This is a genomic window from Pseudomonas sp. Pseusp88, from assembly GCF_047303955.1.
GTDB lineage: Bacteria > Pseudomonadota > Gammaproteobacteria > Pseudomonadales > Pseudomonadaceae > Aquipseudomonas.
Genome location: NZ_JBGLYM010000026.1, coordinates 46163 through 65811 on the forward strand (window position 1 = coordinate 46163; position 19649 = coordinate 65811).

Consider the following 19649-nt stretch of genomic DNA (forward strand, 5'->3'; position numbering starts at 1 on the left):
CCCGGTCAGCGCGTCCACAACGGGAAGTTGTCCAGCACCGTACTGCCCAGTTCCGCCACCTGCCCGGCCAGCAACGGCCCGACAAAGACGATCACCAGCAGCACAGCTACCAGCTTGACCACCTGAGGCAGGGTCTGGTCCTGAATCTGGGTCAGGGCCTGCAACAGGCCGACACTGAGACCGACGATAATCGCCACGCCCAAGGCCGGTGCGGACAACAGCAGCACCGTCATCAGTGCCTGTTTCATCAACGAAAAAAGAAAAACGTCCTGCCCCATGGGTTCACCCGTAGCTAAGAATCAGACCGTGCATCAAGCGCGACCAGCCGCTCAACGAGACAAAAAGGAATAGCTTGAGCGGTATCGATATCAGCGTCGGCGAGACCATGGACATACCCATGGCCATCAGCACGTTGGACACCAGCAGGTCCACCACCAGAAACGGGATGTACAACAGGAAGCCGATCTCGAAGGCCCGGGTCAGCTCCGAACTGACAAAAGCCGGAACCAGTACCACCAGGTCGTCATCGCGCAGATCGGCACGGGCCTCGGGGGACCAGATGGTCTCCGTGGCCTGGACGAAAAAGCCGCGCTCACTCTGGTTGGCAAAGCGCGACAGGTGCGCCTGCAACGGCGGGCGCAAGGCCTCGCCGAACTCCTTGACCTGTTCGACGTTCTCCATGTTCAGGTCGCGCCCCTGGACCTGGCGGTACATGTCGCCAATCAGCGGCGTGGTCACGTATACCGAGAGGATCAGGGCGATGCCGTACAGCACCAGGTTCGGCGGCGTCTGCTGCACGCCCAGGGCGTTGCGGATAAGGAACAGCACCACGGAAATCTTCATGAAACCGGTCAGGGTCACCACCGCCAGCGGGATAAGACCGATGGTGGCGACGACCAGAATGATCTCGATCAGGTTCGGCTGATAGCCGCTCATGGCGTGGCAAAGCTCAGCAGGCGTACGCCCAGGCCATCACCAATCTGCACCAGTTGACCCTGGCCGACACGGCGGCCATTGATCATCAGGTCGACGCCGTCCTGCATGCTCGGTGTCAGTTGCAGCAGGCTGCCCGCGCCCAGTTCGCGCAGTTGCGCGAGGGTCATCTCGACGCTGCCGACCTGACACACCAGTTTGAGTTGCAGCTCGTTCAGACTCGCTTCCAGACTCGTTTCCGGGCCGCGCGCAGCCCCCACTTCGGACATGTGATGCTCCTTCATAGAATTCACGGCAAAAGGTTGCTCAAGCAGTTGCAGGCGCTGCCCGTCGATCTGGGCGCGAGCCTGCAGACCCGTCATGGCGCGCAGGCGCACCTGGCTGGCTGGCCACGGGTCAAGCATCACTACGTCCCCCGGCAGCAAGCTGCGCAGCTCGGCCAGGGTCAACCAGGCTTCGCCGCTCTCCACGCTCATGGGCAGCGGCAGATGGCCCAGGTCATGGGGCACGGCCGGAGCGTAAAGATCCAGGGCGGCGATCAAAAATTCCGCGCCATCTTCGTCCATGTGCACTTGCACAGGCCACTTGGCGGTCTCGCCCAATTGCACGGTCAGGTGCATCGCCAGAGGGCCGCGCACCCGGGGGGCCGGGTTGTCGAGCACCCGTAGCGGCAGGCCGAACAAATGTTCGAGGGGCAGGATCAACGGCAGCAATGCCTGTTCCAGCAGCAGGCTGCCCGCCAGGCTGTGGGGCGTTACGCTTGCAGGCAGATCCAGCACTCGCAGTGTCTCGTCCGGCAGGTTCAAGGCGTACAACGTCTGGCCCAGGCTCAGCCACAATTCGACGCCTGCACCGGTCTCAGCGCCACTCCAGCGCACAGTGAGCGGCTGCCCGGCAAATTGTCCATGCCAGTCACTGCGTGGTTGGTGCAGGCGGTTATGCGGCGCCGTCCACTGCGGGTCATGCCAGGGCAGACTGATCTGCGGCCAGACGATGGCCTCGTGGGAGGTCAAGGCGCGCTCCCGGATAGCAGCGCCGACAAGGGCGCAAACAGGTCATCGGCCTCTTCACGCTGCTCGTTTTCCCGACGCTCGCCCTGCTCCCGGCCATCGACCAGGACCTGCCAGGCATCGGCCTGACGCTGGCGCGCAGCGCGGGCGATGCGGAACACTTCGCGTTCCTGCTCCTGCCCATCAAGCAACTGGGTGACCTCTGCCACACCGCTTTGCAACTGTTGGTTGTCGTCCTCCAGCTCGGCCAGCCGCTCCTGTGCTTCGTGCCAGGCATTGATCGACAGGCCTTCGCTGAAACGGCCATATAGTTTCTCGGCTTCCCGGGCGATGGATTCGCGATGCAGGCGCAGTTTTTCCTTGGCATCGTCCAGGGCGACGTTGGTCTCGCGGCAACGTTGCTGCTGCGCGGCCAACTGACTTGAAGCGCGTTGTTCGCGCAATTGCCGCAGTGCGTGCAAGTTGCGCAGATCATGGCTGTTCATAGGGTCTCCGTGGTGTTCATGCCAACACCTTGCGCATATGTCTGAGGGTTTCGTCGGGGCTGCTCGGTTCGCCGGCAGCCTGACGCAAGAAGGCTTCGATGGCGTCGTGACGGGCGATGGCTTCGTCGGCCAGAGCGTCACTGCCAGGGGCGTATTCGCCGATGCGGATGAGCATTTCGATTTCCGTGCGCCGCGCCATCAATTCGCGGATACGTCGGGCCAGGCGGCGCTGTTCATCGCTGCTGACCTGATCCATCAGACGGCTGCGGCTGCGCAGCACATCGATGGCCGGGAAATAGTTTCTCTGGGCCAGCTCGGCGCTGAGCACGATATGGCCGTCGAGAATCGAGCGGGCTTCTTCGGCCACCGGATCGGTAGCGGCATCGCCTTCGGTCAGCACGGTGTAAAGCGCAGTGATACTGCCCGTAGCGCCGGGCCCGGCCCGCTCCAACAGACGCGGCAAGGCGGAAAAGAACGAGGGCGGATAACCACGGCGGGTCGGCGGCTCGCCCACCGCCAGACCGATCTCGCGCTGGGCGCGGGCGAAGCGGGTCAGGCTATCCATCAACAGCAACACGTTACGCCCCTGATCACGGTGATATTCGGCCAGTGCCGTAGCAACGTAAGCTGCCCGTACCCGCTCGGCGGCAGGCCGGTCCGAAGTGGCGACCACAGCCACGGTACGTTCACGGGCCTGGGCATCGAGCTGCACGTCCAGCAGTTCGCGCACTTCGCGTCCCCGTTCGCCGATCAGGCCGATGACGATCACATCGGCATTGGTATTGCGCACGATGCTCGCCAGCAGCGATGACTTGCCCACTCCCGGCTCGCCGAACACCCCCATGCGTTGGCCCTGGGCCAGGGTCAGCAGACCGTCGATGGAACGCACGCCAAGGGACATCGGGTTGACAATCAACTGCCGGGCAAAAGGCGCTGGCGGTTCGGCATGCAGCGGGTAGCGTTGCAGGTTGCCGAGGGGCAGCACGCCGTCGCCATCCAGGTAATCGCCCATGGGGCTGATCACCCGCCCCAGTTGAGCATCGCCAACGCTGACCCCAAGAGTCTCGCCGGTCGCAGTGATTTCGGTGCGGGTAGACAAGCCTTCCATGGAGCCGATGGGCGAGAGGATCGCTTCGTCCTCGTCAAAGCCAATCACTTCTGCCGCCAGGCTGCGACCAGTGCTGGGATCGCGCAACTGGCACAGTTCGCCGATGCGTACACCGGCGACGCTGGCCCGTAGCAACACCCCGCGAATACTGCGGATAGTGCCTTTCATCGGCCGCGGCCGGGCATCGGCCAGGCGCTCGTGCAGGCGCGGGATCAGTTGCTCCAGGCTCACGGCGCGACCTCGGCAAAGGGCAGCAGGCTGCGGCGCAAGGCTTGCAGTTGCGCATCCAGGCCCAGTTCCACCGACCCCACCGGGCTGCTCAGGCGCGCCTGACCGAAGGCCAGTTGATCATCGGATTCGACGGTAATGGCAGGCAGGCTATCGAGTTCGCTTTTTAAACGACGGCGTACCGCCTCCACTTGCAGGCGCGGCACGAACAGAGTCAGGGCCTGATCCTGACGGAAAGCCGCCAACGCCTTGCGCGTACAGCTCACCACGCGCTCGGCATCGTCCATGCCTTCCAGCACCTCACGGGCAATGCCCAGGGCCAGATCGGCGAGTGAGCTTTCCAGTCCGGCCAGGTACGCCTCGACTTTGGCCGAGGTTTGCGCCAGCAGTGCACTGACCTGCTCGGCCCCTTGTAGACGAGCACTTTCAAAACCTTCGGCGCGGGCCTGTTCCAGCCAATGGCCGCTGTCCTGGCGGATCAGCTCGGCTTCATCGCGGGCGGCCTGCAGGAAGGCGTAGCCGTCGGTCCACAGCTGTGCCTCGGCGGCGCGCAGGATGCGCGCGGCCGGGCGGCCCGGCAAATTACTCATGCGTCACCTCGGCAGGGTTCAGCCCGGTTTCGCGGCGGGCAAAGGTCGCCGCAAGGCTGCGCACAATGCGGATATCCACCGGTGTGCGCGGGTCGTACACGCCCGGATCGGGCAGACGCAGGCGCAGCCAGTCCCGCAGCAATGGCGGCTGTGCTTGCAGCCAGGCCGAGACGCACAGCGCGCCATCGTGATCAATGGCCGCCACTAGTTCGTCGGGCTGGCGCAGCAGGTCCGCCGCCCCGGCGAGCGAGCGATGGGCCAGGGCCAACGCGAACACTTCGTTGCCCAGAGTGGCTCGCAACTGGTTGACCACTTCGCTGCGGATCTCCCGGCTCAGGGTCGCGGCATGCCAGATGGCGCCGCACAACCGTGGCAGGCGGCGGAATGCGTCGGGCGTCATCAGCAGCACCGGCAAGTCATCATCCGCAGGCATGGGCGCCGCGGCCAGGGGTTGCAGCTGGAAATGTGCGCGCAACAGCTCCAGCAGACGAGGCTCAAAGCGTTGCTCCTTGCGCAGGCCATGAATACGCTCGGCAGCCACCTCAGCGGGAAAGCACGCGGCCAGGTGCTGGCGATCAACGAACGCCAAGGGTTGCTCTAACAATTGCTGCCATTGCTGCGCCAGATTCATGAGGCCTCCGGCAAGGCGTACAGGCTCTGGCCGCGCCGGCGATGCCATGACTGCCAGGCCAGCACCCCGGCGAGGATCAGCACCAGCAACAGACTGCCGCCGAACAGCAGGCGGGCCTGGGGCAGATTGTCTTCCAGCATCCAGATGCCCATGAAGCTGCTCATGCGCGGCTGGCCACTGGCGTTATGGGTCGGCACGGCAGCCTTGATTGCCGTCACCGACACACCGTCGTAACTGAGGCCCGAGATGCCGTTGGCCACCAGGGTCTTGATCTGCGGGATCAACGGGTTGATATCGGTATTGGCGTCGTAGCGCACCAGCACCGAGGCCGACGACGGCGAGATCACTCGCTTGAGCAGGTCATTGTCCGGCAGCACCACATGCACCCGCGCCGAAACGATGCCGTCGATCTGCGACACGCTATGAGACAGCTCTTCACTCAGGGCGAAGACCATCTGCGCGCGCTCCTGCACGGGCGACGAGACCAGGCCGTTGCCCTTGAACACCTCGCCCATATTGGCGAAGTTCTGCCCCGGCAGGCCCGCCTCGTCGAGCAGGGCCATGGCCTCGGCAAACCGGCGCTCGTCCACCACCAGCTTGAGCTGGCCGTTGTCCTGGACCTTGCGCGACGCCGGGATGCCGTCGCGCAGCAGCACCGCGAGCATGGCATTGGCCTCGCGCTCGCTGAGGTTGCTGTACAGGTCCATGTCGCAGGCCTGCAACAGCCCGGCAAGGGCGACGATGATGATCAAACGCGCGGCACGGAGCATGGCTTATTGACCTTTGAGCAGGGTGTTGGCGGAGCCGGAAATCTGCGTCGCGCCCCGCACCACCATCTGCGTTTCAATGGAGTAGTCGAACATCTTGCCCAGGGAATGGACGATCTGATCGACCTGTTTGTCGCCGACCTTCTTGGCCCCTTCAGCGTTGGCGGTGGCCGGGGTAGCGGCGGTTTTTTCCGAGGCCGACGGCGGCAGCGAAGCGCCCGAAGGCGCACCGTTGCCAAGTACTTCGGCGCGTTCGGAAAAGCTGCGGGAACGATCGATGAAACTATTGAGCCGCTCCATCAGGCCTTCGCCGAGCTGGTGGGGGCTGGCCCCCTCGGGCATGCCCTTGGAGGTGGTCGCCATGTGTTCAAAGAGGTTCTGGGAGGCCTGAAGCCCTCCCTGTCCTCCTGACGGCGGCAATGCCGCCGTGGCTGCGAGACTTGCGGTCATGGCCTGGCCTCTATTCTTCGTCGTCTTCCGAGGACTGGGCTTCGTTCAGCATTTCCTGGGCCTTGGGCATGATGATGAACTGCCCGCCGATGGTGACGGCCTGGGTGATCAGGGCTTCAGTGAAATCCTCGTCGCTCATTTCGTCCTTGGACTTGTCCACCGCGGCATTGAACTTGGCTTCGGCGCTGGCCGGCGGGGTGCTGATGCTGCTGTCGATCGGTGCTACGGACATGGGGCTTCTCCTGGTCTGGCTTTAGGGTTCAGTTGTCGCTCACGACACTGCCGCGAAACACCCGCATGCCGCGCTCGCGGGCCACAGGCGCGACGACAGGCCGCGGTTGCTGGTCGATATGCTGCTGGATCATGTTCAGGTACGGCGGCGGCCCGGAGACGAACAGTTCGTCGCCATCGGGGCTGGGGCGCATGGACAATTGCTTGCCGTAGACATCCAGGTCCGCCAGGTAGCCGCGCAATTGATCGAGGTTCAGATGGCCCTGGGCCTTGAACAGGCGCGTAGCGATTTCATCGTCGGCATTGAGGTACAGCACGTTGCCGTCGAAGTACCAGCCCAGGCCGTTGATGTCGCACAGCTGGGTGAGGAAATCCCCGGCAGTGGTGCCGCGTACGACACTGCGCGACTTGCCCCGGACCTTGTCCGAGAGCACTACGATCAGGCCCAGGTTATGGCCGAACTCAGTGAGCGCGGCACGCACGTCCTGCTCGACCAGGACGTAGGCATAGGGTTGGCTGAACCAGGCGGGATCATCTGTCGATTCCGCGAAAGCAGGCAGCGGCGCCAAAAGCAGCAGGCACAATACAAGCCTCACTTTATTCATACACCACATGCCCAACTGAGATAAAAACCCCTCTTGCGGGAGCGAATTTATTCGCGAAGATGCCTGCGCATTCGACGCATTGTCGTTGCCTGAGATACCGTCTTCGCGAATGAATTCGCTCCCATCCTGCCCAGGGACTGCTGCACGACAGCGCGATGTCGAAGACGCGGCGGGATCTTCTGTGGACCGTGCTGCCAATATGAAATCCTCGTGTACATAACGGTCGCTATTGGCCGTCAAATCGCTAAGATGACCATCCCGCTTACCGGCCGAGACCTGTTTATGTTCAACCGCTTGCCGTTGCTGATCGCCACCGCCCTGCTCGCTTCCTGCGCCAGCCAGCCACCGACCGATGACAGCTATGCACGCTTCATGAGCCTGGCCGGCGATCTGCAGAAACGCGGTGATGCAACCACGGCCGCCTCGCTGTACGAGAAGGCCACGCAGCAGCCCGGCAGCCATGTCGAGGCCTGGTTGAAGCTGGGTGAAACCCGTCTGGCCAGCGGCGACGCCCGTAGTGCGGAGCGGGCTTATCAGCAAGCCCTGGAACTCAAACCCGGCGACGTAGACGCCCTGCTCGGCCTGGGTACAACCCAAGTGCGCCTGGGCAAACTGGATCGCGCCGTCACCGCCCTGACCCAGGCTGCCAACACTGGCAATCGCGCCGACGCGTGGAACCGTCTGGGCATCGCCGAGATACTCCGTGGTCAGGCTGCGGCCGCACAAAGCGCCTTCGGCAAGAGCGTCGCCCTGGCGCCCAACGACCTCGACACCCGCTGCAACCTGGCCCTGGCCTATGCGCTCGGCGGGCAGGCGCAGCAGGCCCTGGACACCATTCACAGTGTCGCCCTGTCGCCCCGGGCACAGCCCCGGCATCAGCGCAACGAGCTGCTGATCACCGTGTTGGCCGGACGCGAACAGGATGTCGCCGGCATGACCCTGGAAGACATTCCCGCCGCCGAACGCCAGACCCTGCTGATCGAAGCCCGACGCATCAAGGCCATCGACGACCCGGCCGTGCAGGCCCGGGAACTGGGGCTGGTGGACGCTCGCTAAGGCCTTCATTGCTTTTCCTGCTTGTCGGCGCGGGACTCTTGTTCGTCCTTGCGCCGACGCAATTCTTCACGGTCATATCCGTCGATATACACTTGGGCGGCCCGCCCCACAGGCGCCGCCATGGTCGGCCCAGTGGCACGCCCCTGGAACAGGTCCTCGCGCCGCTCGACCATTTGCAGGAGCGTGAGATTGTTGGCGCAACCCGGCGCCAGAAGCGGTACATAGTCCTCATCGGTATCGAAGACGTCTTCGGCAGGCGGCTTCAGGCATTCCACCGGCAGCAGCTCTACCCGGCCATCAGCGCCGACCAGTCGCTGGTAGTCCGGCGAATAGGACGCAGGCTCCAGGTGGTTCTTGCAACCAGCCAGCAGCAGGATCAGGAGTGGCAGGACAAAGGGCTTCATGGTCGCTCCGTGATCAATTCATGTAGAAGCCGAACCGGCCGCCCTGGCGCGGTCCGGCCGAGGCCGTGGTGGTCGCGGTACCGGGCAGCGGATCAAGGGGTGTGGCCAGGGTCCGGCCACGTACCGGCTGCACCAGGTACGGCGTGATCAGGATCACCAGTTCGGTTTCATTACGCTGGAAGCGCTTGGAGCGGAACAGATTGCCGAGGATCGGCATGTCGCCGAGCATCGGTACCTTTTCCACGTCCTGACTGCTTTCGCGCTGGAACAACCCGGCAATGGCGAAGGTCTGGCCGCTGCCCACTTCCACTCGGGTATCGGCGCGGCGCACGCGGAACGACGGCACCAGATAACCGTTGACGTTGACCGTATTGCTCCCCATCAGGCTGCTGACTTCCGGGCGCACTTGCAGAGCGATGCGGCCGTTGGGCAGCAGGGTCGGGCTGAACAGCAGCGAAACCCCATAGGACTTGTATTCGATACCCACCAGGTCGCGATTGACCGGCACCGGCACGGCGACTTCGCCACCGGCGAGGAAGCTGGCGGTCTGGCCAGTCATGGCGGTGATATTGGGCTCGGCGAGAATTTCCAGAATGCCGTTGCTTTGCAGGGCTTCGAGCATCGCGTCGATATTCAGGTTGCCCGAGGCCAGCCCGGCACTGATCACGTTGGACGCGCCGCTGGCGGCATCGGCAGCCAATGCACCACCGGTCAACAAACCGAAAGAGAAAGTGCCGTTATTGAACAGGGCGTTCCAGTTCACTCCGTAGCGCAAAAGCTCCGAGCGCGAGACTTCGGCAAAACGCACGCGGATATTGACCTGAGCCGAGCCGCTGTATTCGGTGCTGTTCAAGGCTGGCTGCATACCCTGGCCCTGCACGCTGAGCAAGGCGTTGAGGTCAGTGGCTTCGCCAACATCCTGCACCGTGCCCTTGGCTACCAGACGATTGCCTGTGGCGCTGACATGGGCACTGCTCTGAGGGTGCAGGTCCTTGAGCGGACGACTGACCCCCTGGGTGCTGCTGTTCACCGCCAGGCTCAGCGCGGCGACCTGCTGGCCGTCGCCGCCCAAGGCAATCAGGCTGGTCTGGCCCGGCGCCTTGCCGAAGATATAGATCACACCGGGAGACACCACTTGCAGGTCGGCAATCCCCGGCTCAGCCACCAGTACCGACTCCACCGGTGCCTGGAAATGCAGGATGCGTCCTTCGCCGGAAGCCAGATCAAGCGTGGCATTACTGCCTTTGGCGATGTCCTGGGCAGCAGCCAGCAGCGGTAAAAAAGTCGCCAGCAGGCCCAAATAGCGGATGACGCGCACGGGGGAAAAACAGGTCATGAAGCATTCGCCAGAGAAGAAGGAGTCGGAGTGCCGGAACGCGGTGAACTGTCACCGAGGCTGACGGTGCCCACGGCCTGCAGGTTGTATTCCCCCGCCAGCTCGCGGAACGACAGCACCGCCAGCTCGATCTCGCCGCGAACGATCAGGCGACGCAGGGCGCGGCGCAGTTCCGGATGAGCCAGCAGCACGGTGCGACGGTCATCGGGCAAGCGGTCGCAGATATGCCGCAGTTGCACGAGCACGGCGCGGCTGGTCTGTTCCGGGATCGAGTCGCGGCTGCCGTCCTGACGGCGCAGGCTGGAACGCAGTTGTTCTTCCAGGGCCGGTGCCAGGACAAAAGCGCTGATTACCCGATTGCGATCGGCATACTGATGGCTGATCTGCCGCGCCAGGGCCGCACGCAAATGCTCGGCCAAACGCGAGGCATCGGCCTCGCGACCGCCCCACTCGACCATGGCTTCGAGTAACGCGCGCTGATTGCGGATCGATACGCCTTCGGCCACCAGGCAACGCAAGGCCTCGGCCACTCGCTGCAAGGGCACGCTGCGCAGCACTTCCTTGACCAGTTCGCCGTAGTTGCCTTCCATGCGCTCGAGCAGCGCGCGGGTCTCCTGGATACCGAGGAAATCGGCGGCATAGCGGCGCAGGGTGCGCTCAAGCACAGCCCGGAGAATTTCGTCAGGGAACAGAAAGCCGACTCCGGCTTCTTCCAGGCGTGCCTGATGGTGACGTTCAATCCACTGGCCCGGCCGCTGGCTAAGGGGGGAATCGGCTTCCAGCGCCGGGATATCGAGCAACTGCGCATGCACCGGATCGTCCTTGAGCAACAGGCAATCCACCGGCAGTTCGCCTTCACAGACAGGCACGCCTTCCAGTTCGATGACAAAGCGCTGGGCCGCAGCCTTGCGTTCGGTATAGATCTCGGCCTCGGGCACCTCGATACCCAGGTCGCCACGGATCTCGTGACACAGGGCTTCGATGCGCTGGCGAAGGGGCTGTTCCGGAGCCGCTGCGGCCAGGCCCGGTCCGAGGATCAGCAGCAGACGGCAGTCCAGTGGCTTGATCAGCAACGGCGCCGATTCAACCGCTTCGTATTCCAGAACTTCACCCGGCGCGTCTTCCGTTACTGCCTGAACCGGCTGCACCCTCTGCCGCCGCCACATGAAAAACGCCGAGGCACCGAGGATCGCCGCCAGACCGATAAATACCATCGCCGGAAAGCCTGGTAGCAGGGCGACACCCAGCAGGATCAGGGCGGTCAGGCTCAGGGCGCGATGGCTGGCGCCCAGTTGGGCAAGGATTTCGGTGCCGAGGTTGCCTTCGGTGTTGTCGCTGTTGACCCGGGTCACCACGGTGCCCGCCGCCACGGAAATCAGCAGCGCCGGAATCTGCGCAATCAGGCCGTCACCAACCGTCAGCAGCGAGTAGGTATGCACCGCCACGCCGAAGGGCATATCCCGCTCGATCATACCGATGAGCATGCCGCCGAGCAGGTTGACCGCGAGGATTACCAGACCGGCAATGGCATCGCCCTTGACGAACTTCATGGCGCCATCCATCGCGCCGAACATCTGGCTTTCCCGCTCCAGTCGTGAACGCCGAAGCCGCGCTTGCGGCTGATCGATATCACCGTTGCGCAGATCGTTATCGATGCTCATCTGCTTGCCGGGCATGGCGTCCAGAGTGAAACGCGCTGCCACTTCCGCGACCCGCTCGGCGCCCTTGGTGATCACCACGAATTGCGCCACGGTAATAATCAGGAACACCACCAGGCCGACCACCACCTGCCCGGCGATCACGAAATCACCGAAAGCTTTGACGATATGCCCGGCGTTGCCATCGAGCAGAATCAGGCGCGTGGTGGTGATGGACAGGGACAGCCGAAACAGCGTGCTGAGCAGAATCAATGGCGGCAGCGCCGAGAACTCCACCGAGTGGGAGATATAGAAAGCGACGATGAGGATCAGGATGCTCAGAGCAATGTTCAGGCCGATCAGCAGGTCAACCAGCCAGGTCGGCAGCGGGATGATCATCATGACGATGGCCATCAGCATAAAGGCGACGATGATTACGTCGGTGCGTTGTGCGGCGATACGGGCCAGGCCGTTGAGCCGGTTCATCAGACTCATGCCGCCGCCCTCCGCGCCGCCAGGTAGCGCTTGAAGCACTGCCGCGCTTCTTCCTTGCGCGCGCCGCGCCACAAGGCCCGGCTGCGCAGCAACAACAGGCTGCTGGATTCCCCTTCCTGCTCCGCCAGGCGATTCAGCGCGTTAAGAGCGCGCTCAGCATCGCCGCTGTCGGTGAAGGTCATGGCCAGGGTACGCAACAGGGTGGTGTCCTCGGGGGCCATTTGCACGGCGATCAACAACATGACCAGCGCACGCTGGGCCTGGCCGCTGCGGCGATAAAGATCGCCCATGCCTTTGAGCAGTTCGATGCAGTCCTGGTCGTCACGCACGGTCATCGAATACCCCCTCGTGACAGCGAACACGGGATAACCCTATGAAATAAATCATTTTTTGTGGGAGCGAATGCATTCGCGAAGGGGGCAGTACAGTCGATACATCGCTGTCTTCTGAAATACCGCTTTCGCGATTGAATTCGCTTCCACTCTGCCAAGTGTTTGCTGCTCCTGTGCCCAAGAGGGTGCTCATACCTGCACCTCGGCACGCTGCTGTTCCAGAGTCTGGCGCATATGGATCTCCTCGCGGATCAGGTCTTCGGCCAGAGTCTTGATCTCTGGCTCGGCATCCAGCCCCGGCAAGACTTCGTCCAGCAGGTAGTTGAGGATTTCCAGTGAGCGTGTACTGCCGAACAGCTCCGGGCTGATGCCTTCGCTGCCGCCGGCCTGCTCGACATCACCGCGCAGCGAGCGCCGCGCCACACCCTCGCGCCTGCTCAGCACTGCCTCGAAACGCGCGCCCTGACGGGCAACGATCGGACGAATGCTTTCGACCGCAGCCGTCTTGTCGGTGGGTGTTGGCAGTAACGGGCGCGGATCGACTCTCATCAGGCAACCTTCAATTATTCGAGTTGATCAGGTGTTTGGCAGGAGTTGCCGAAGGCCGCGAAAGTATTTGAGGGCCATTCGCAGCCTTGGGCAGCTCCTGCAAAGGGGCTACAGCGTCAAGGTGAAGCGCTCTTCACCCTTGGCCAGAATCACTTGGTTATTTTCGATACGCTCCAGCATCCAGCCATCGGCCAGGGCGGCGCCGGGGTACAGGCGCCGGCCGCTGTCGTTGATCACATAAGGGTTGGTGCCGAACCACACCGCCTGGAAACGCACCCTCGGCCTGGCGATTTCGCTGTGCGGGGCGACATTGGTCTGGAGCAGCACCTGCTGGCCGAACTGTTGGTCGTAAGCCTGTTGCAGGGCAATCCAGCGCGGCTTTTGTGTCGGGTCATAGGCGCCTTCGGCGATCAACTGGCCGCCCGACTCGCTGATCCGGATCCCCTTGAGGTCGGCGGCGAAGAGTTGCTGCTCGAGCCAGATATGCGCCTGGGCTGTATTCACCGGCACTTGGGATGCATGGGCCGGGGCACTGACAGCCACTGCCGCCGGAGCGGTCGGTTCGATGCGCAAGGCGAAGGCGCTCACACACAGGACCATCAACACCAATGCCAGCAGCCAGTGCAGCTTGCGGCGCCAGATCGAAGCGGGTGCAGCGGCAGGCACGCGCTCGGGCGATCTGCTGTTGTTGTCCAGGCGCAGGCGCGCCTCGCCCAGACCGATTTGCAGAGGCAGACGGGCACGATGACCTTTGCCTTTGGGGATAAGGATTTGCTGCCCATGCAGGCCGACGACCACAACGTCGCCACCCAGGGCTTCGACGGCCACCCGGCCATCGACGAAGCGCAGCACCATATGCCGTTCGGCGATACCGGCGTCGCTGAGAATGAGATCGGCGCTGGAGGCGCTGCCGATAATGTAGACGGCATTGTCCAGGGTCAGATTGACGCCTTGGTGCAGGCCGTGGGTGATGCTGAGCACAGGTGTGCTGTTGCCTGATGCCGAGGATCGGGGCACCGAGGTCAAGGAAATAAGGGCTGTCATGGGCGGATTACCATCAAGGGGTCCACAGGCATCGCCAACTCAGCGGCAGGATATGCGGGCCGCACCGGCGCAGCCCGCATGACAACATCAGTTCTGCGGACGTTGTTTGGTTGCATCGAGCTCAGCTTTCTTGGCTGTGGTCAGCTCGGTGATCTTTGCCGACTTCTCGATTGCCATGTTGAACGTGGCTTCCATTTTGGCGATGGCTGCATCGGCGCCGCCGGAGCTTACTGGAGGAACATCACTCATTTTGGAACTCCTTGATGGTATGGGGTGAAGGTATGCAAACTTCAAACGCTACAGGGCAGCGCATTGAAAAGTTGTGCGAACAACGAATATCGATGAATAACCTGGCATGGCTGACATTGCTGTTTTGCACGGATCGATAGTAGGCAGGGCCAATTGTTTGATGCTGTGAAAACTTGTGAAACCTTATGCACGAGTCGCGCGCAATGAATTAACACGTTTGCCGACAAGGGCGAGAACACGTTGTATCAAAGCATTTTTAGTCTGCGCCATTGAACTTTTCAGTTATTTTGCAAACCACCATGAATAACGCGACCTTTGCGCCGCCTCCAAGGGCTGCAACGCTTGTAAATCAAGGACTGCATGCTAAGCGCAAGGCCGGTTTCGCAGTCGTGAAATGTTGCGAAAACAAAGCGACCTCATGTGTTTTTCCCCTGCCGGACTGATAGTGTCCGGCAAGTTCCAGCACCCTCGTGAACTGCTGACCAGATAAAACGTGCAACGCATCACATTCTTCAATAAAGACGCCAACAGTAATGACGGCGCCATAAAAGAAACTTCGCCCCTGCCGCAACGGTTACATCAGGAGTTCAATCGTATGTCGACCCGCCCCCTGACCAACACGCCCGACAGCCAACCGTTGACCCGGGCGGCGGTGATACCGAAAACCCTGTTCACCACGTTACTCAAGAGCAGCGCAGAGAAAGCCGATCAATACCGTCCGGCCACGGCCGACGAGAAGTCCCCGGCCCTCAAGGACCTCAAGTCAATCGAAAAACCGGGCACCGTGGCCGCCGATACCGTGCGTTACGTTACCGAGGACGGCGACCACGTGATGGTCAGCAAATCCACCAACCCCAAGCTGTATCAGCAGATCGTCGACGCCCAGCCGGCGCTGCAGGGCATCAAGGACAGCGCTGGCGAAGGCTATGAATTGACCGCCCCGGATGCCACGGCGCCGGAAACTCTGGGTGATTACAAAGCCATCGGCCCGCCCGACGAAAAAGGCCCGGGGTTGATCCGTTATGTGACCGAGGACGGCAAGTCCTTCATCGTCTCCGAGCAGGAAAACCCCGAGCTGTTCAAGCAGGTTTCGGCAGACTTCAAGGCTCTGTCCGGGATCAACGCCAGTGAGGCCGATGGCTATGTGCGGGTTGGTGCCGATCAGCACGCGCCGGAAAAACTCGGTGATTACCTGGCGGTTGGCCCTGCGGAAGAAATGGGTCCGGGCGTAGTCCGTTATGTCACCCAGGACGGCCATAAATACGTGGTGTCAGAGCGCGACAATCCCGAGCTGTATCGGCAGGTCACCGGCGCCTACGACAGTCTATCCGGCCTGACCGGCAGCGAAGCCGACGGCTACCGCCGCGCCGGTGACAACGAAGTCTGGCCGCCCTACAACGGTATCACCGTCGGCCCGGTGGATGAAGTCGGGCCCGGCCTGATTCGCTATCAGACTGGCGACGGTGAGAAGGTCGTGGTGGCCAAGGACGACAATCCGAAACTGTTCGACTACCTCGCCGGCCTGCACGAGGTCATCACCGACCCGGCCAAGTCCGGCGATATCAATACCGCCCTGAATAACGGCGCGATCCTGGCCGACGCCAACACACCTATTCCGACCCTCAACGACTTCAAGAACTTCAACTGGACCATCGGCCAGGAAGGCAACACCCTGACCTACGAAACCCACGACGGGCAAAAAGTGGTGGTGTCCAAGGACCTGGCGCCAGAACTGTTCAAGGCCGCGAGCACTGCCAACGATACCTGGTCGAAGATCCACAGCAGCGAAGCCGAAGGCTACAAACTGGCCGGCCCGGATGATTTCCTGAAGAACAAGGACATGACTTTCGGCTCCCCCGATGAGCTGGGTGACGGCCTGATCCGCTATGAAACCGACGAAGGCAAGGTAATCGTCTCCAAGGAACTCAGCCCGCAGCTCTACGACGATGTCGTAGCCAAGTGGGAGGCATCCACCGAAGGCGCCGTCGACGACACCCGCAGCAAGCACGATCTGCCGCCTGCTGACGAGCTGGACGTGCTCAATCTCAAGACCGGGGTCAAGGCCGACGACAAGGACGACTCGTCACCGGAATTAACCGTCAGCGAGCTGGCCACCAAGGAGCTGCTCGACACCTACCGCGAAGGCGTCAAGGATGGCTCCATCGCCAAGGACGATCCACGGGCCAAGCTGGTCCGTGCCCTGGAAGCCCAGGCCGCCTACCAGAACGGTCGTGGCCTCACCGGTTACGAAGAAGAACCCGGCGCGTTCGGTGGCACCTGGCGGGTGTTCGACGACAAGCAGACCGAGCTGTCTTCGGCCGACATGCACGACATCATCGACGGCGGCAAACTTCAAGAGCAGATCACCACACTGTTTTCCGATCCCACGGTGCAGGCCGACTACAAAGGCAAGATGAACGATGCGATCAACCGCATCCCCAACAAGGATGAGATCAAGCAGAAGCTCCTCGACCTGACCAATAATCCCGAGTACGTGGCCTACCTCAAGGACCTGCAAAGCCAGGGCAAGGCCCACGAAGCCCAGGAAGACCTGAGCAATACCCTGACCTCGCTGTCGATGTTCGACCAGGACGCCGCGACCAAGGCCGCCCAGTCGATCCAGGCCGACGGCCTGACCAGCGACCTCAACGACTTGATCGGCGACCCGAGCAAGATCAGCGACGAGAACAAGGAATTGGCGACCAAGGACCTGTTCGGCCTGCTCAAGGGCGTGCTCAAGGGCGAGCTGCTGGACATGCCGCGACGTACCCAGGAAGTCATCGAGAAATTTCTCGAAGAAGGCATGCAGGGCAAGGAGAAGTCCTCGGCCGTGACCAAGGCACTGGAAGAACTGGGCGAGGTCTACAAGACCAATGGCAGCATCAGCGAGGCCGACCTCAAGACCGCGCTGTCCAAGCCCTATATCCCGATTGCCGACCGCGGCGCCCTCGGCGAAGTGTTCAGCGCCCTCAATACCAAGGGTATCCTCGGCTCACTGGGCGCGGGCGTGACCCTGTTCTCGGGGATTTACCAGTTGGTGGGCGACGGCGGCAAACTCGGCGAGACGCCGCTGCAACGCCTGTCCATCGCCAAAGACTTCCTCAGCTTTGCCGGTTCGGGCAGCCACTTCGTCCGTCTCGGCGACAAGATCGGCGAGTTGATGGGCAAAGGCGGCATGGTCGACTTCCTCGGCCTGGACAAGACCCTGCCGGAAATCTGGGGCAAGAACGGTGTGCAGGGCGACAAGTTCGAACTCAAGGTCAGCGATCTGCCGGAAGCGACCAAGGCCAAGATCAGCACGGCTCTGGATTCGGTGCCCGGCGCCAAACTCGGCGACCTCTCGGATATCCTCGGCGACGGCGCCGGTAACACCGATGCTGCGAACAAGGTCTACGACGGCATTAGCCAGCGCCTCGACGACGCGGTATCCGGCGCGGGCGGCGCCAAGCTGGCTGCAGGCAAGGCCGGCAAGATTGCCGGTTCAGTGATCAAGGTACTTGGCCCGGCCACCGATATCGTCGGCGGCTTTGCCGATATCGTCCTCGGCGCCTTCACCATCAAGAGCGGTATAGAAACCGGCGACCCCCTGGCCAAGGCGGCAGGCGGCCTGCAGATCGCCGGCGGCGCATTCGGTGCATCGGCGGGCGTACTGGGTGCTGCCGCCCTGGTCGGCGCCGGTTCCGCCGCGGCCCTCACCGGGCCATTCTTCCTGGTCGGCGTGGTCCTGGCAGTGGTAGGCGGGATCATTGGCTACTTCGTCGACCACAACAAAAAACAGAAGGCCAGCGAGAAGGAAAACGACTGGTACCGCGACCTCGCCGCCGACGGCCTGCTGCAATCGGACTGGGCCGACAAGGTCGAATATGCCCACTACTCGATCCACAGCTACGGCGACCGCGAAGCCCCGGACGACGACAGCCTGTTCCGCTTCCAGAGCGCCGAATGGCAACACTTCGACGAGACGCCACAGAAAGGCGGCTCGTCGAGTAATCGACTGGATGAGGATCTGCATGTGGATTACGACAAGAAATAATCCAGGGCAAACACGAGCTAATGTGGGACCGGCTTTAGCCGGGAAGGCTGCGCTCCTGACAAAAGAAATGCAGCGACTGAACCGGCCCTTTCCCGGCTGAAGCCGGTCCCACAGGAGCTGCCGAAGGCTGCGAAAGCGGTGTATCAGATACATCGATTCGAAGCCTTCGGCAGTTCAAGGACGTCTTTCAGGACAAAACAAGTTCATCTCTGGAAGGCAGCTTTTTCATCACGCGCCGGTATAGCGCAGTTCAGCCAACGCAACCGGGCTCGAAGCAGCCGCCTGAGCGTTCAACACTCCGGCAAACGCCAGGACAGCTCGCTCGATATCCTTTTGCAGCTCAAGCACAGCCTTCTCAACTTCGGCGCTCATTTTGGGCCCTGCTACCACATGAACAACTGACTTCGAGTCGCCACGACCTTCAACGGAGGTCTCAGCGGGTGGCAATGAATCAATGGGTCCGGCTTCGACGACCGCTTCGCCCGCCGCCTGCTCCAACACCTCGCGAGCGGCCTGAAGAGCCTGTTCCTCAGCCTTGCGCTGAGCCAAAGCCCTGGCCGCCTCCTCGATCTGTCGCTGAGCCAGTTGCAGGGCCACTTCTTCAGCATGTCGGCGAGCCGCCGCTGCCTCTTCGGCCAAGCGTTGCGCCAATTGACGTGCCGCTTCCTCTGCCTGAAGCCGGGCCTGCTCACGCGCAGCCTGCTCCTCGGCTCGACGCCGGGCCTCCTGCCGCTCCTGCTCTTCCAGCCGTGGTTGAAGCCTGGCCATTGCATCGCGGAATTGAGTCAGGAAGCGAATGCACTGCAAGAAAAAATTTGCATTGACCGTCATCGAGTAGAAATCGGTCGCGCCATGCCCCGGCATGCTTCGCAGTTGCATCATGTTTTCAACATCGGCCTTGCTGGACTGGACATTGCCCCACATGAACTGGACGTTTGCCACATGTGCAGGATCAAGTCCGGCATGCTTGGCGCCAATCAGGTTATTGGCCATTGCCCAATAACGCGCGACAATTTGAACCGGGGATATCCCTTGGGTCGAACCCGCATGGGCGTGGAGTTCGCCCTGCAGGAAATCAGGCAGTTGGTGCAGATGGTGATTGAATTCTTCCATGATGGATAACTCTCTTGAAAATTTAGTGTGACTGGTATTATGGCCTGCCGGTTTTACACTTAGTCAGGCAGGCCTTATTAAGATAATTCAGGAAGCTTTAAACCCGGGCTTGCCATTTTGTGCTCGCCACTCTTTTACTTCTTTGAGGATGCCTTCAGGGCTGTCTTCCTGTCCTTCGCTGGGATAGAAGAGTACATCCCCACGACGAGGATGTTCAGTAACCTCCACAAAATAATCAACAAACGCCTCAGTAGATCTTTCGTGCTCTTTACCTTTAAGATGCTTTCTGCCGTAAAATATATAATTAAGAAGCTCCAAAAACTCAAGCTCAGTGTAATCCGATATTTTTTTACTATAGTCTAT

Annotated in this window: 22 protein-coding genes; 2 read left to right on the forward strand and 20 right to left on the reverse strand. The window is 61.8% G+C overall.

Annotation, left to right across the window (positions count from 1 at the left end):
* Nucleotides 1-5 precede the first annotated feature (5 nt).
* Genes ACCD02_RS25115 through ACCD02_RS25165 form a run of 11 tightly spaced genes read right to left on the reverse strand, consistent with a single transcriptional unit; the run spans nucleotide 6 to nucleotide 7038 of the window.
* Nucleotides 6-278 (reverse strand): EscS/YscS/HrcS family type III secretion system export apparatus protein, encoded by a 273-nt coding sequence (locus ACCD02_RS25115; protein WP_413308060.1) that lies wholly within the window; start codon nucleotides 276-278, stop codon nucleotides 6-8.
* 4 nt (nucleotides 279-282) lie between these two features.
* Nucleotides 283-936: a type III secretion system export apparatus subunit SctR gene (sctR, locus tag ACCD02_RS25120; RefSeq protein ID WP_259099538.1), complete on the reverse strand. Its 654-nt coding sequence runs from the start codon at nucleotides 934-936 to the stop codon at nucleotides 283-285.
* The gene (gene sctQ, locus ACCD02_RS25125; protein WP_413308063.1) at nucleotides 933-1946 is read right to left on the reverse strand and encodes a type III secretion system cytoplasmic ring protein SctQ; all 1014 of its coding nucleotides are present in this window, start codon (nucleotides 1944-1946) and stop codon (nucleotides 933-935) included. Before sctQ ends, sctR begins: the two co-directional genes overlap by 4 nt.
* Nucleotides 1943-2428: a hypothetical protein gene (locus ACCD02_RS25130; RefSeq protein ID WP_413308065.1), complete on the reverse strand. Its 486-nt coding sequence runs from the start codon at nucleotides 2426-2428 to the stop codon at nucleotides 1943-1945. Before ACCD02_RS25130 ends, sctQ begins: the two co-directional genes overlap by 4 nt.
* A gap of 16 nt (nucleotides 2429-2444) precedes the next feature.
* Complete coding sequence (locus ACCD02_RS25135; RefSeq protein WP_413308068.1) at nucleotides 2445-3767, reverse strand: FliI/YscN family ATPase; 1323 nt, start codon at nucleotides 3765-3767, stop codon at nucleotides 2445-2447.
* Nucleotides 3764-4354 carry a FliH/SctL family protein gene (locus ACCD02_RS25140; RefSeq protein WP_413308071.1) on the reverse strand — a complete coding sequence of 197 codons (591 nt, stop codon included), beginning with the start codon at nucleotides 4352-4354 and terminating at the stop codon, nucleotides 3764-3766. The genes ACCD02_RS25135 and ACCD02_RS25140 overlap by 4 nt, the downstream gene beginning before the upstream one ends.
* Entirely contained in the window at nucleotides 4347-4985 is a 639-nt protein-coding gene (locus ACCD02_RS25145) for a type III secretion protein (RefSeq protein ID WP_413308073.1), read from the reverse strand. The genes ACCD02_RS25140 and ACCD02_RS25145 overlap by 8 nt, the downstream gene beginning before the upstream one ends.
* Nucleotides 4982-5755, reverse strand: coding sequence for a type III secretion system inner membrane ring lipoprotein SctJ (sctJ, locus tag ACCD02_RS25150; protein WP_413308076.1), 774 nt, complete (start codon nucleotides 5753-5755; stop codon nucleotides 4982-4984). Before sctJ ends, ACCD02_RS25145 begins: the two co-directional genes overlap by 4 nt.
* 3 nt (nucleotides 5756-5758) lie before the next feature.
* A complete protein-coding gene (locus ACCD02_RS25155) occupies nucleotides 5759-6202 on the reverse strand; it encodes a hypothetical protein (RefSeq protein ID WP_413308079.1) in 444 nt (147 codons plus the stop codon).
* 10 nt (nucleotides 6203-6212) lie between these two features.
* Nucleotides 6213-6434 carry a hypothetical protein gene (locus ACCD02_RS25160; RefSeq protein ID WP_259099520.1) on the reverse strand — a complete coding sequence of 74 codons (222 nt, stop codon included), beginning with the start codon at nucleotides 6432-6434 and terminating at the stop codon, nucleotides 6213-6215.
* A gap of 28 nt (nucleotides 6435-6462) precedes the next feature.
* Nucleotides 6463-7038 (reverse strand): type III secretion protein, encoded by a 576-nt coding sequence (locus ACCD02_RS25165; protein ID WP_413308082.1) that lies wholly within the window; start codon nucleotides 7036-7038, stop codon nucleotides 6463-6465.
* A 282-nt stretch (nucleotides 7039-7320) separates the two neighbouring features.
* On the opposite strand from ACCD02_RS25165, the gene ACCD02_RS25170 reads away from it, so the two are divergent.
* Nucleotides 7321-8094 carry a tetratricopeptide repeat protein gene (locus ACCD02_RS25170; protein ID WP_413308084.1) on the forward strand — a complete coding sequence of 258 codons (774 nt, stop codon included), beginning with the start codon at nucleotides 7321-7323 and terminating at the stop codon, nucleotides 8092-8094.
* Nucleotides 8095-8099: 5 nt separating this feature from the next.
* On the opposite strand, the gene ACCD02_RS25175 is transcribed toward ACCD02_RS25170, so the two are convergent.
* From ACCD02_RS25175 to ACCD02_RS25205, 7 genes are all read right to left on the reverse strand, one after another.
* A complete protein-coding gene (locus ACCD02_RS25175; RefSeq protein WP_413308087.1) occupies nucleotides 8100-8498 on the reverse strand; it encodes a hypothetical protein in 399 nt (132 codons plus the stop codon).
* A gap of 13 nt (nucleotides 8499-8511) precedes the next feature.
* Nucleotides 8512-9834 (reverse strand): type II and III secretion system protein family protein, encoded by a 1323-nt coding sequence (locus ACCD02_RS25180; RefSeq protein ID WP_413308089.1) that lies wholly within the window; start codon nucleotides 9832-9834, stop codon nucleotides 8512-8514.
* Complete coding sequence (gene sctV, locus ACCD02_RS25185; RefSeq protein ID WP_413308092.1) at nucleotides 9831-11966, reverse strand: type III secretion system export apparatus subunit SctV; 2136 nt, start codon at nucleotides 11964-11966, stop codon at nucleotides 9831-9833. The genes ACCD02_RS25180 and sctV overlap by 4 nt, the downstream gene beginning before the upstream one ends.
* Nucleotides 11963-12301, reverse strand: coding sequence for a tetratricopeptide repeat protein (locus ACCD02_RS25190; RefSeq protein ID WP_413308094.1), 339 nt, complete (start codon nucleotides 12299-12301; stop codon nucleotides 11963-11965). The genes sctV and ACCD02_RS25190 overlap by 4 nt, the downstream gene beginning before the upstream one ends.
* A gap of 186 nt (nucleotides 12302-12487) precedes the next feature.
* Nucleotides 12488-12847: a hypothetical protein gene (locus ACCD02_RS25195; protein WP_413308097.1), complete on the reverse strand. Its 360-nt coding sequence runs from the start codon at nucleotides 12845-12847 to the stop codon at nucleotides 12488-12490.
* Nucleotides 12848-12955: 108 nt separating this feature from the next.
* On the reverse strand, nucleotides 12956-13891 hold the full coding sequence (locus ACCD02_RS25200; RefSeq protein WP_413308100.1) for an FHA domain-containing protein: 936 nt from the start codon (nucleotides 13889-13891) through the stop codon (nucleotides 12956-12958).
* Between the two features lie 87 nt (nucleotides 13892-13978).
* The gene (locus ACCD02_RS25205; protein ID WP_259099503.1) at nucleotides 13979-14140 is read right to left on the reverse strand and encodes a hypothetical protein; all 162 of its coding nucleotides are present in this window, start codon (nucleotides 14138-14140) and stop codon (nucleotides 13979-13981) included.
* Between the two features lie 595 nt (nucleotides 14141-14735).
* Here ACCD02_RS25205 and ACCD02_RS25210 point away from each other — a divergent pair.
* Nucleotides 14736-18173, forward strand: coding sequence for a hypothetical protein (locus ACCD02_RS25210; protein ID WP_413308102.1), 3438 nt, complete (start codon nucleotides 14736-14738; stop codon nucleotides 18171-18173).
* A 228-nt stretch (nucleotides 18174-18401) separates the two neighbouring features.
* Here the strand turns inward: ACCD02_RS25210 and ACCD02_RS25215 are convergent, their stop codons facing one another.
* Both ACCD02_RS25215 and ACCD02_RS25220 read right to left on the reverse strand, forming a co-directional pair.
* Nucleotides 18402-19286 (reverse strand): hypothetical protein, encoded by an 885-nt coding sequence (locus ACCD02_RS25215; protein ID WP_413308105.1) that lies wholly within the window; start codon nucleotides 19284-19286, stop codon nucleotides 18402-18404.
* 87 nt (nucleotides 19287-19373) lie between these two features.
* Nucleotides 19374-19649, reverse strand: a complete 276-nt coding sequence (locus ACCD02_RS25220; protein ID WP_413308162.1) for a bacteriocin immunity protein — start codon at nucleotides 19647-19649, stop codon at nucleotides 19374-19376.

Excerpts from the sequence above, each read along its gene's own strand:
- ACCD02_RS25215 (WP_413308105.1), bottom strand. The coding sequence starts at position 19,286 with ATGGAAGAATTCAATCACCATCTGCACCAACTGCCTGATTTCCTGCAG.
- ACCD02_RS25145 (WP_413308073.1), bottom strand. The coding sequence starts at position 4,985 with ATGAATCTGGCGCAGCAATGGCAGCAATTGTTAGAGCAACCCTTGGCG.
- ACCD02_RS25165 (WP_413308082.1), bottom strand. The coding sequence starts at position 7,038 with ATGAATAAAGTGAGGCTTGTATTGTGCCTGCTGCTTTTGGCGCCGCTG.
- sctR (WP_259099538.1), bottom strand. The coding sequence starts at position 936 with ATGAGCGGCTATCAGCCGAACCTGATCGAGATCATTCTGGTCGTCGCC.
- ACCD02_RS25175 (WP_413308087.1), bottom strand. The coding sequence starts at position 8,498 with ATGAAGCCCTTTGTCCTGCCACTCCTGATCCTGCTGCTGGCTGGTTGC.
- sctV (WP_413308092.1), bottom strand. The coding sequence starts at position 11,966 with ATGAGTCTGATGAACCGGCTCAACGGCCTGGCCCGTATCGCCGCACAA.
- ACCD02_RS25200 (WP_413308100.1), bottom strand. The coding sequence starts at position 13,891 with ATGACAGCCCTTATTTCCTTGACCTCGGTGCCCCGATCCTCGGCATCA.
- ACCD02_RS25190 (WP_413308094.1), bottom strand. The coding sequence starts at position 12,301 with ATGACCGTGCGTGACGACCAGGACTGCATCGAACTGCTCAAAGGCATG.
- ACCD02_RS25170 (WP_413308084.1), top strand. The coding sequence starts at position 7,321 with ATGTTCAACCGCTTGCCGTTGCTGATCGCCACCGCCCTGCTCGCTTCC.
- ACCD02_RS25115 (WP_413308060.1), bottom strand. The coding sequence starts at position 278 with ATGGGGCAGGACGTTTTTCTTTTTTCGTTGATGAAACAGGCACTGATG.
- ACCD02_RS25155 (WP_413308079.1), bottom strand. The coding sequence starts at position 6,202 with ATGACCGCAAGTCTCGCAGCCACGGCGGCATTGCCGCCGTCAGGAGGA.
- ACCD02_RS25180 (WP_413308089.1), bottom strand. The coding sequence starts at position 9,834 with ATGACCTGTTTTTCCCCCGTGCGCGTCATCCGCTATTTGGGCCTGCTG.
- sctJ (WP_413308076.1), bottom strand. The coding sequence starts at position 5,755 with ATGCTCCGTGCCGCGCGTTTGATCATCATCGTCGCCCTTGCCGGGCTG.
- ACCD02_RS25130 (WP_413308065.1), bottom strand. The coding sequence starts at position 2,428 with ATGAACAGCCATGATCTGCGCAACTTGCACGCACTGCGGCAATTGCGC.
- ACCD02_RS25195 (WP_413308097.1), bottom strand. The coding sequence starts at position 12,847 with ATGAGAGTCGATCCGCGCCCGTTACTGCCAACACCCACCGACAAGACG.
- ACCD02_RS25205 (WP_259099503.1), bottom strand. The coding sequence starts at position 14,140 with ATGAGTGATGTTCCTCCAGTAAGCTCCGGCGGCGCCGATGCAGCCATC.
- ACCD02_RS25210 (WP_413308102.1), top strand. The coding sequence starts at position 14,736 with ATGTCGACCCGCCCCCTGACCAACACGCCCGACAGCCAACCGTTGACC.
- ACCD02_RS25160 (WP_259099520.1), bottom strand. The coding sequence starts at position 6,434 with ATGTCCGTAGCACCGATCGACAGCAGCATCAGCACCCCGCCGGCCAGC.
- ACCD02_RS25140 (WP_413308071.1), bottom strand. The coding sequence starts at position 4,354 with ATGAGTAATTTGCCGGGCCGCCCGGCCGCGCGCATCCTGCGCGCCGCC.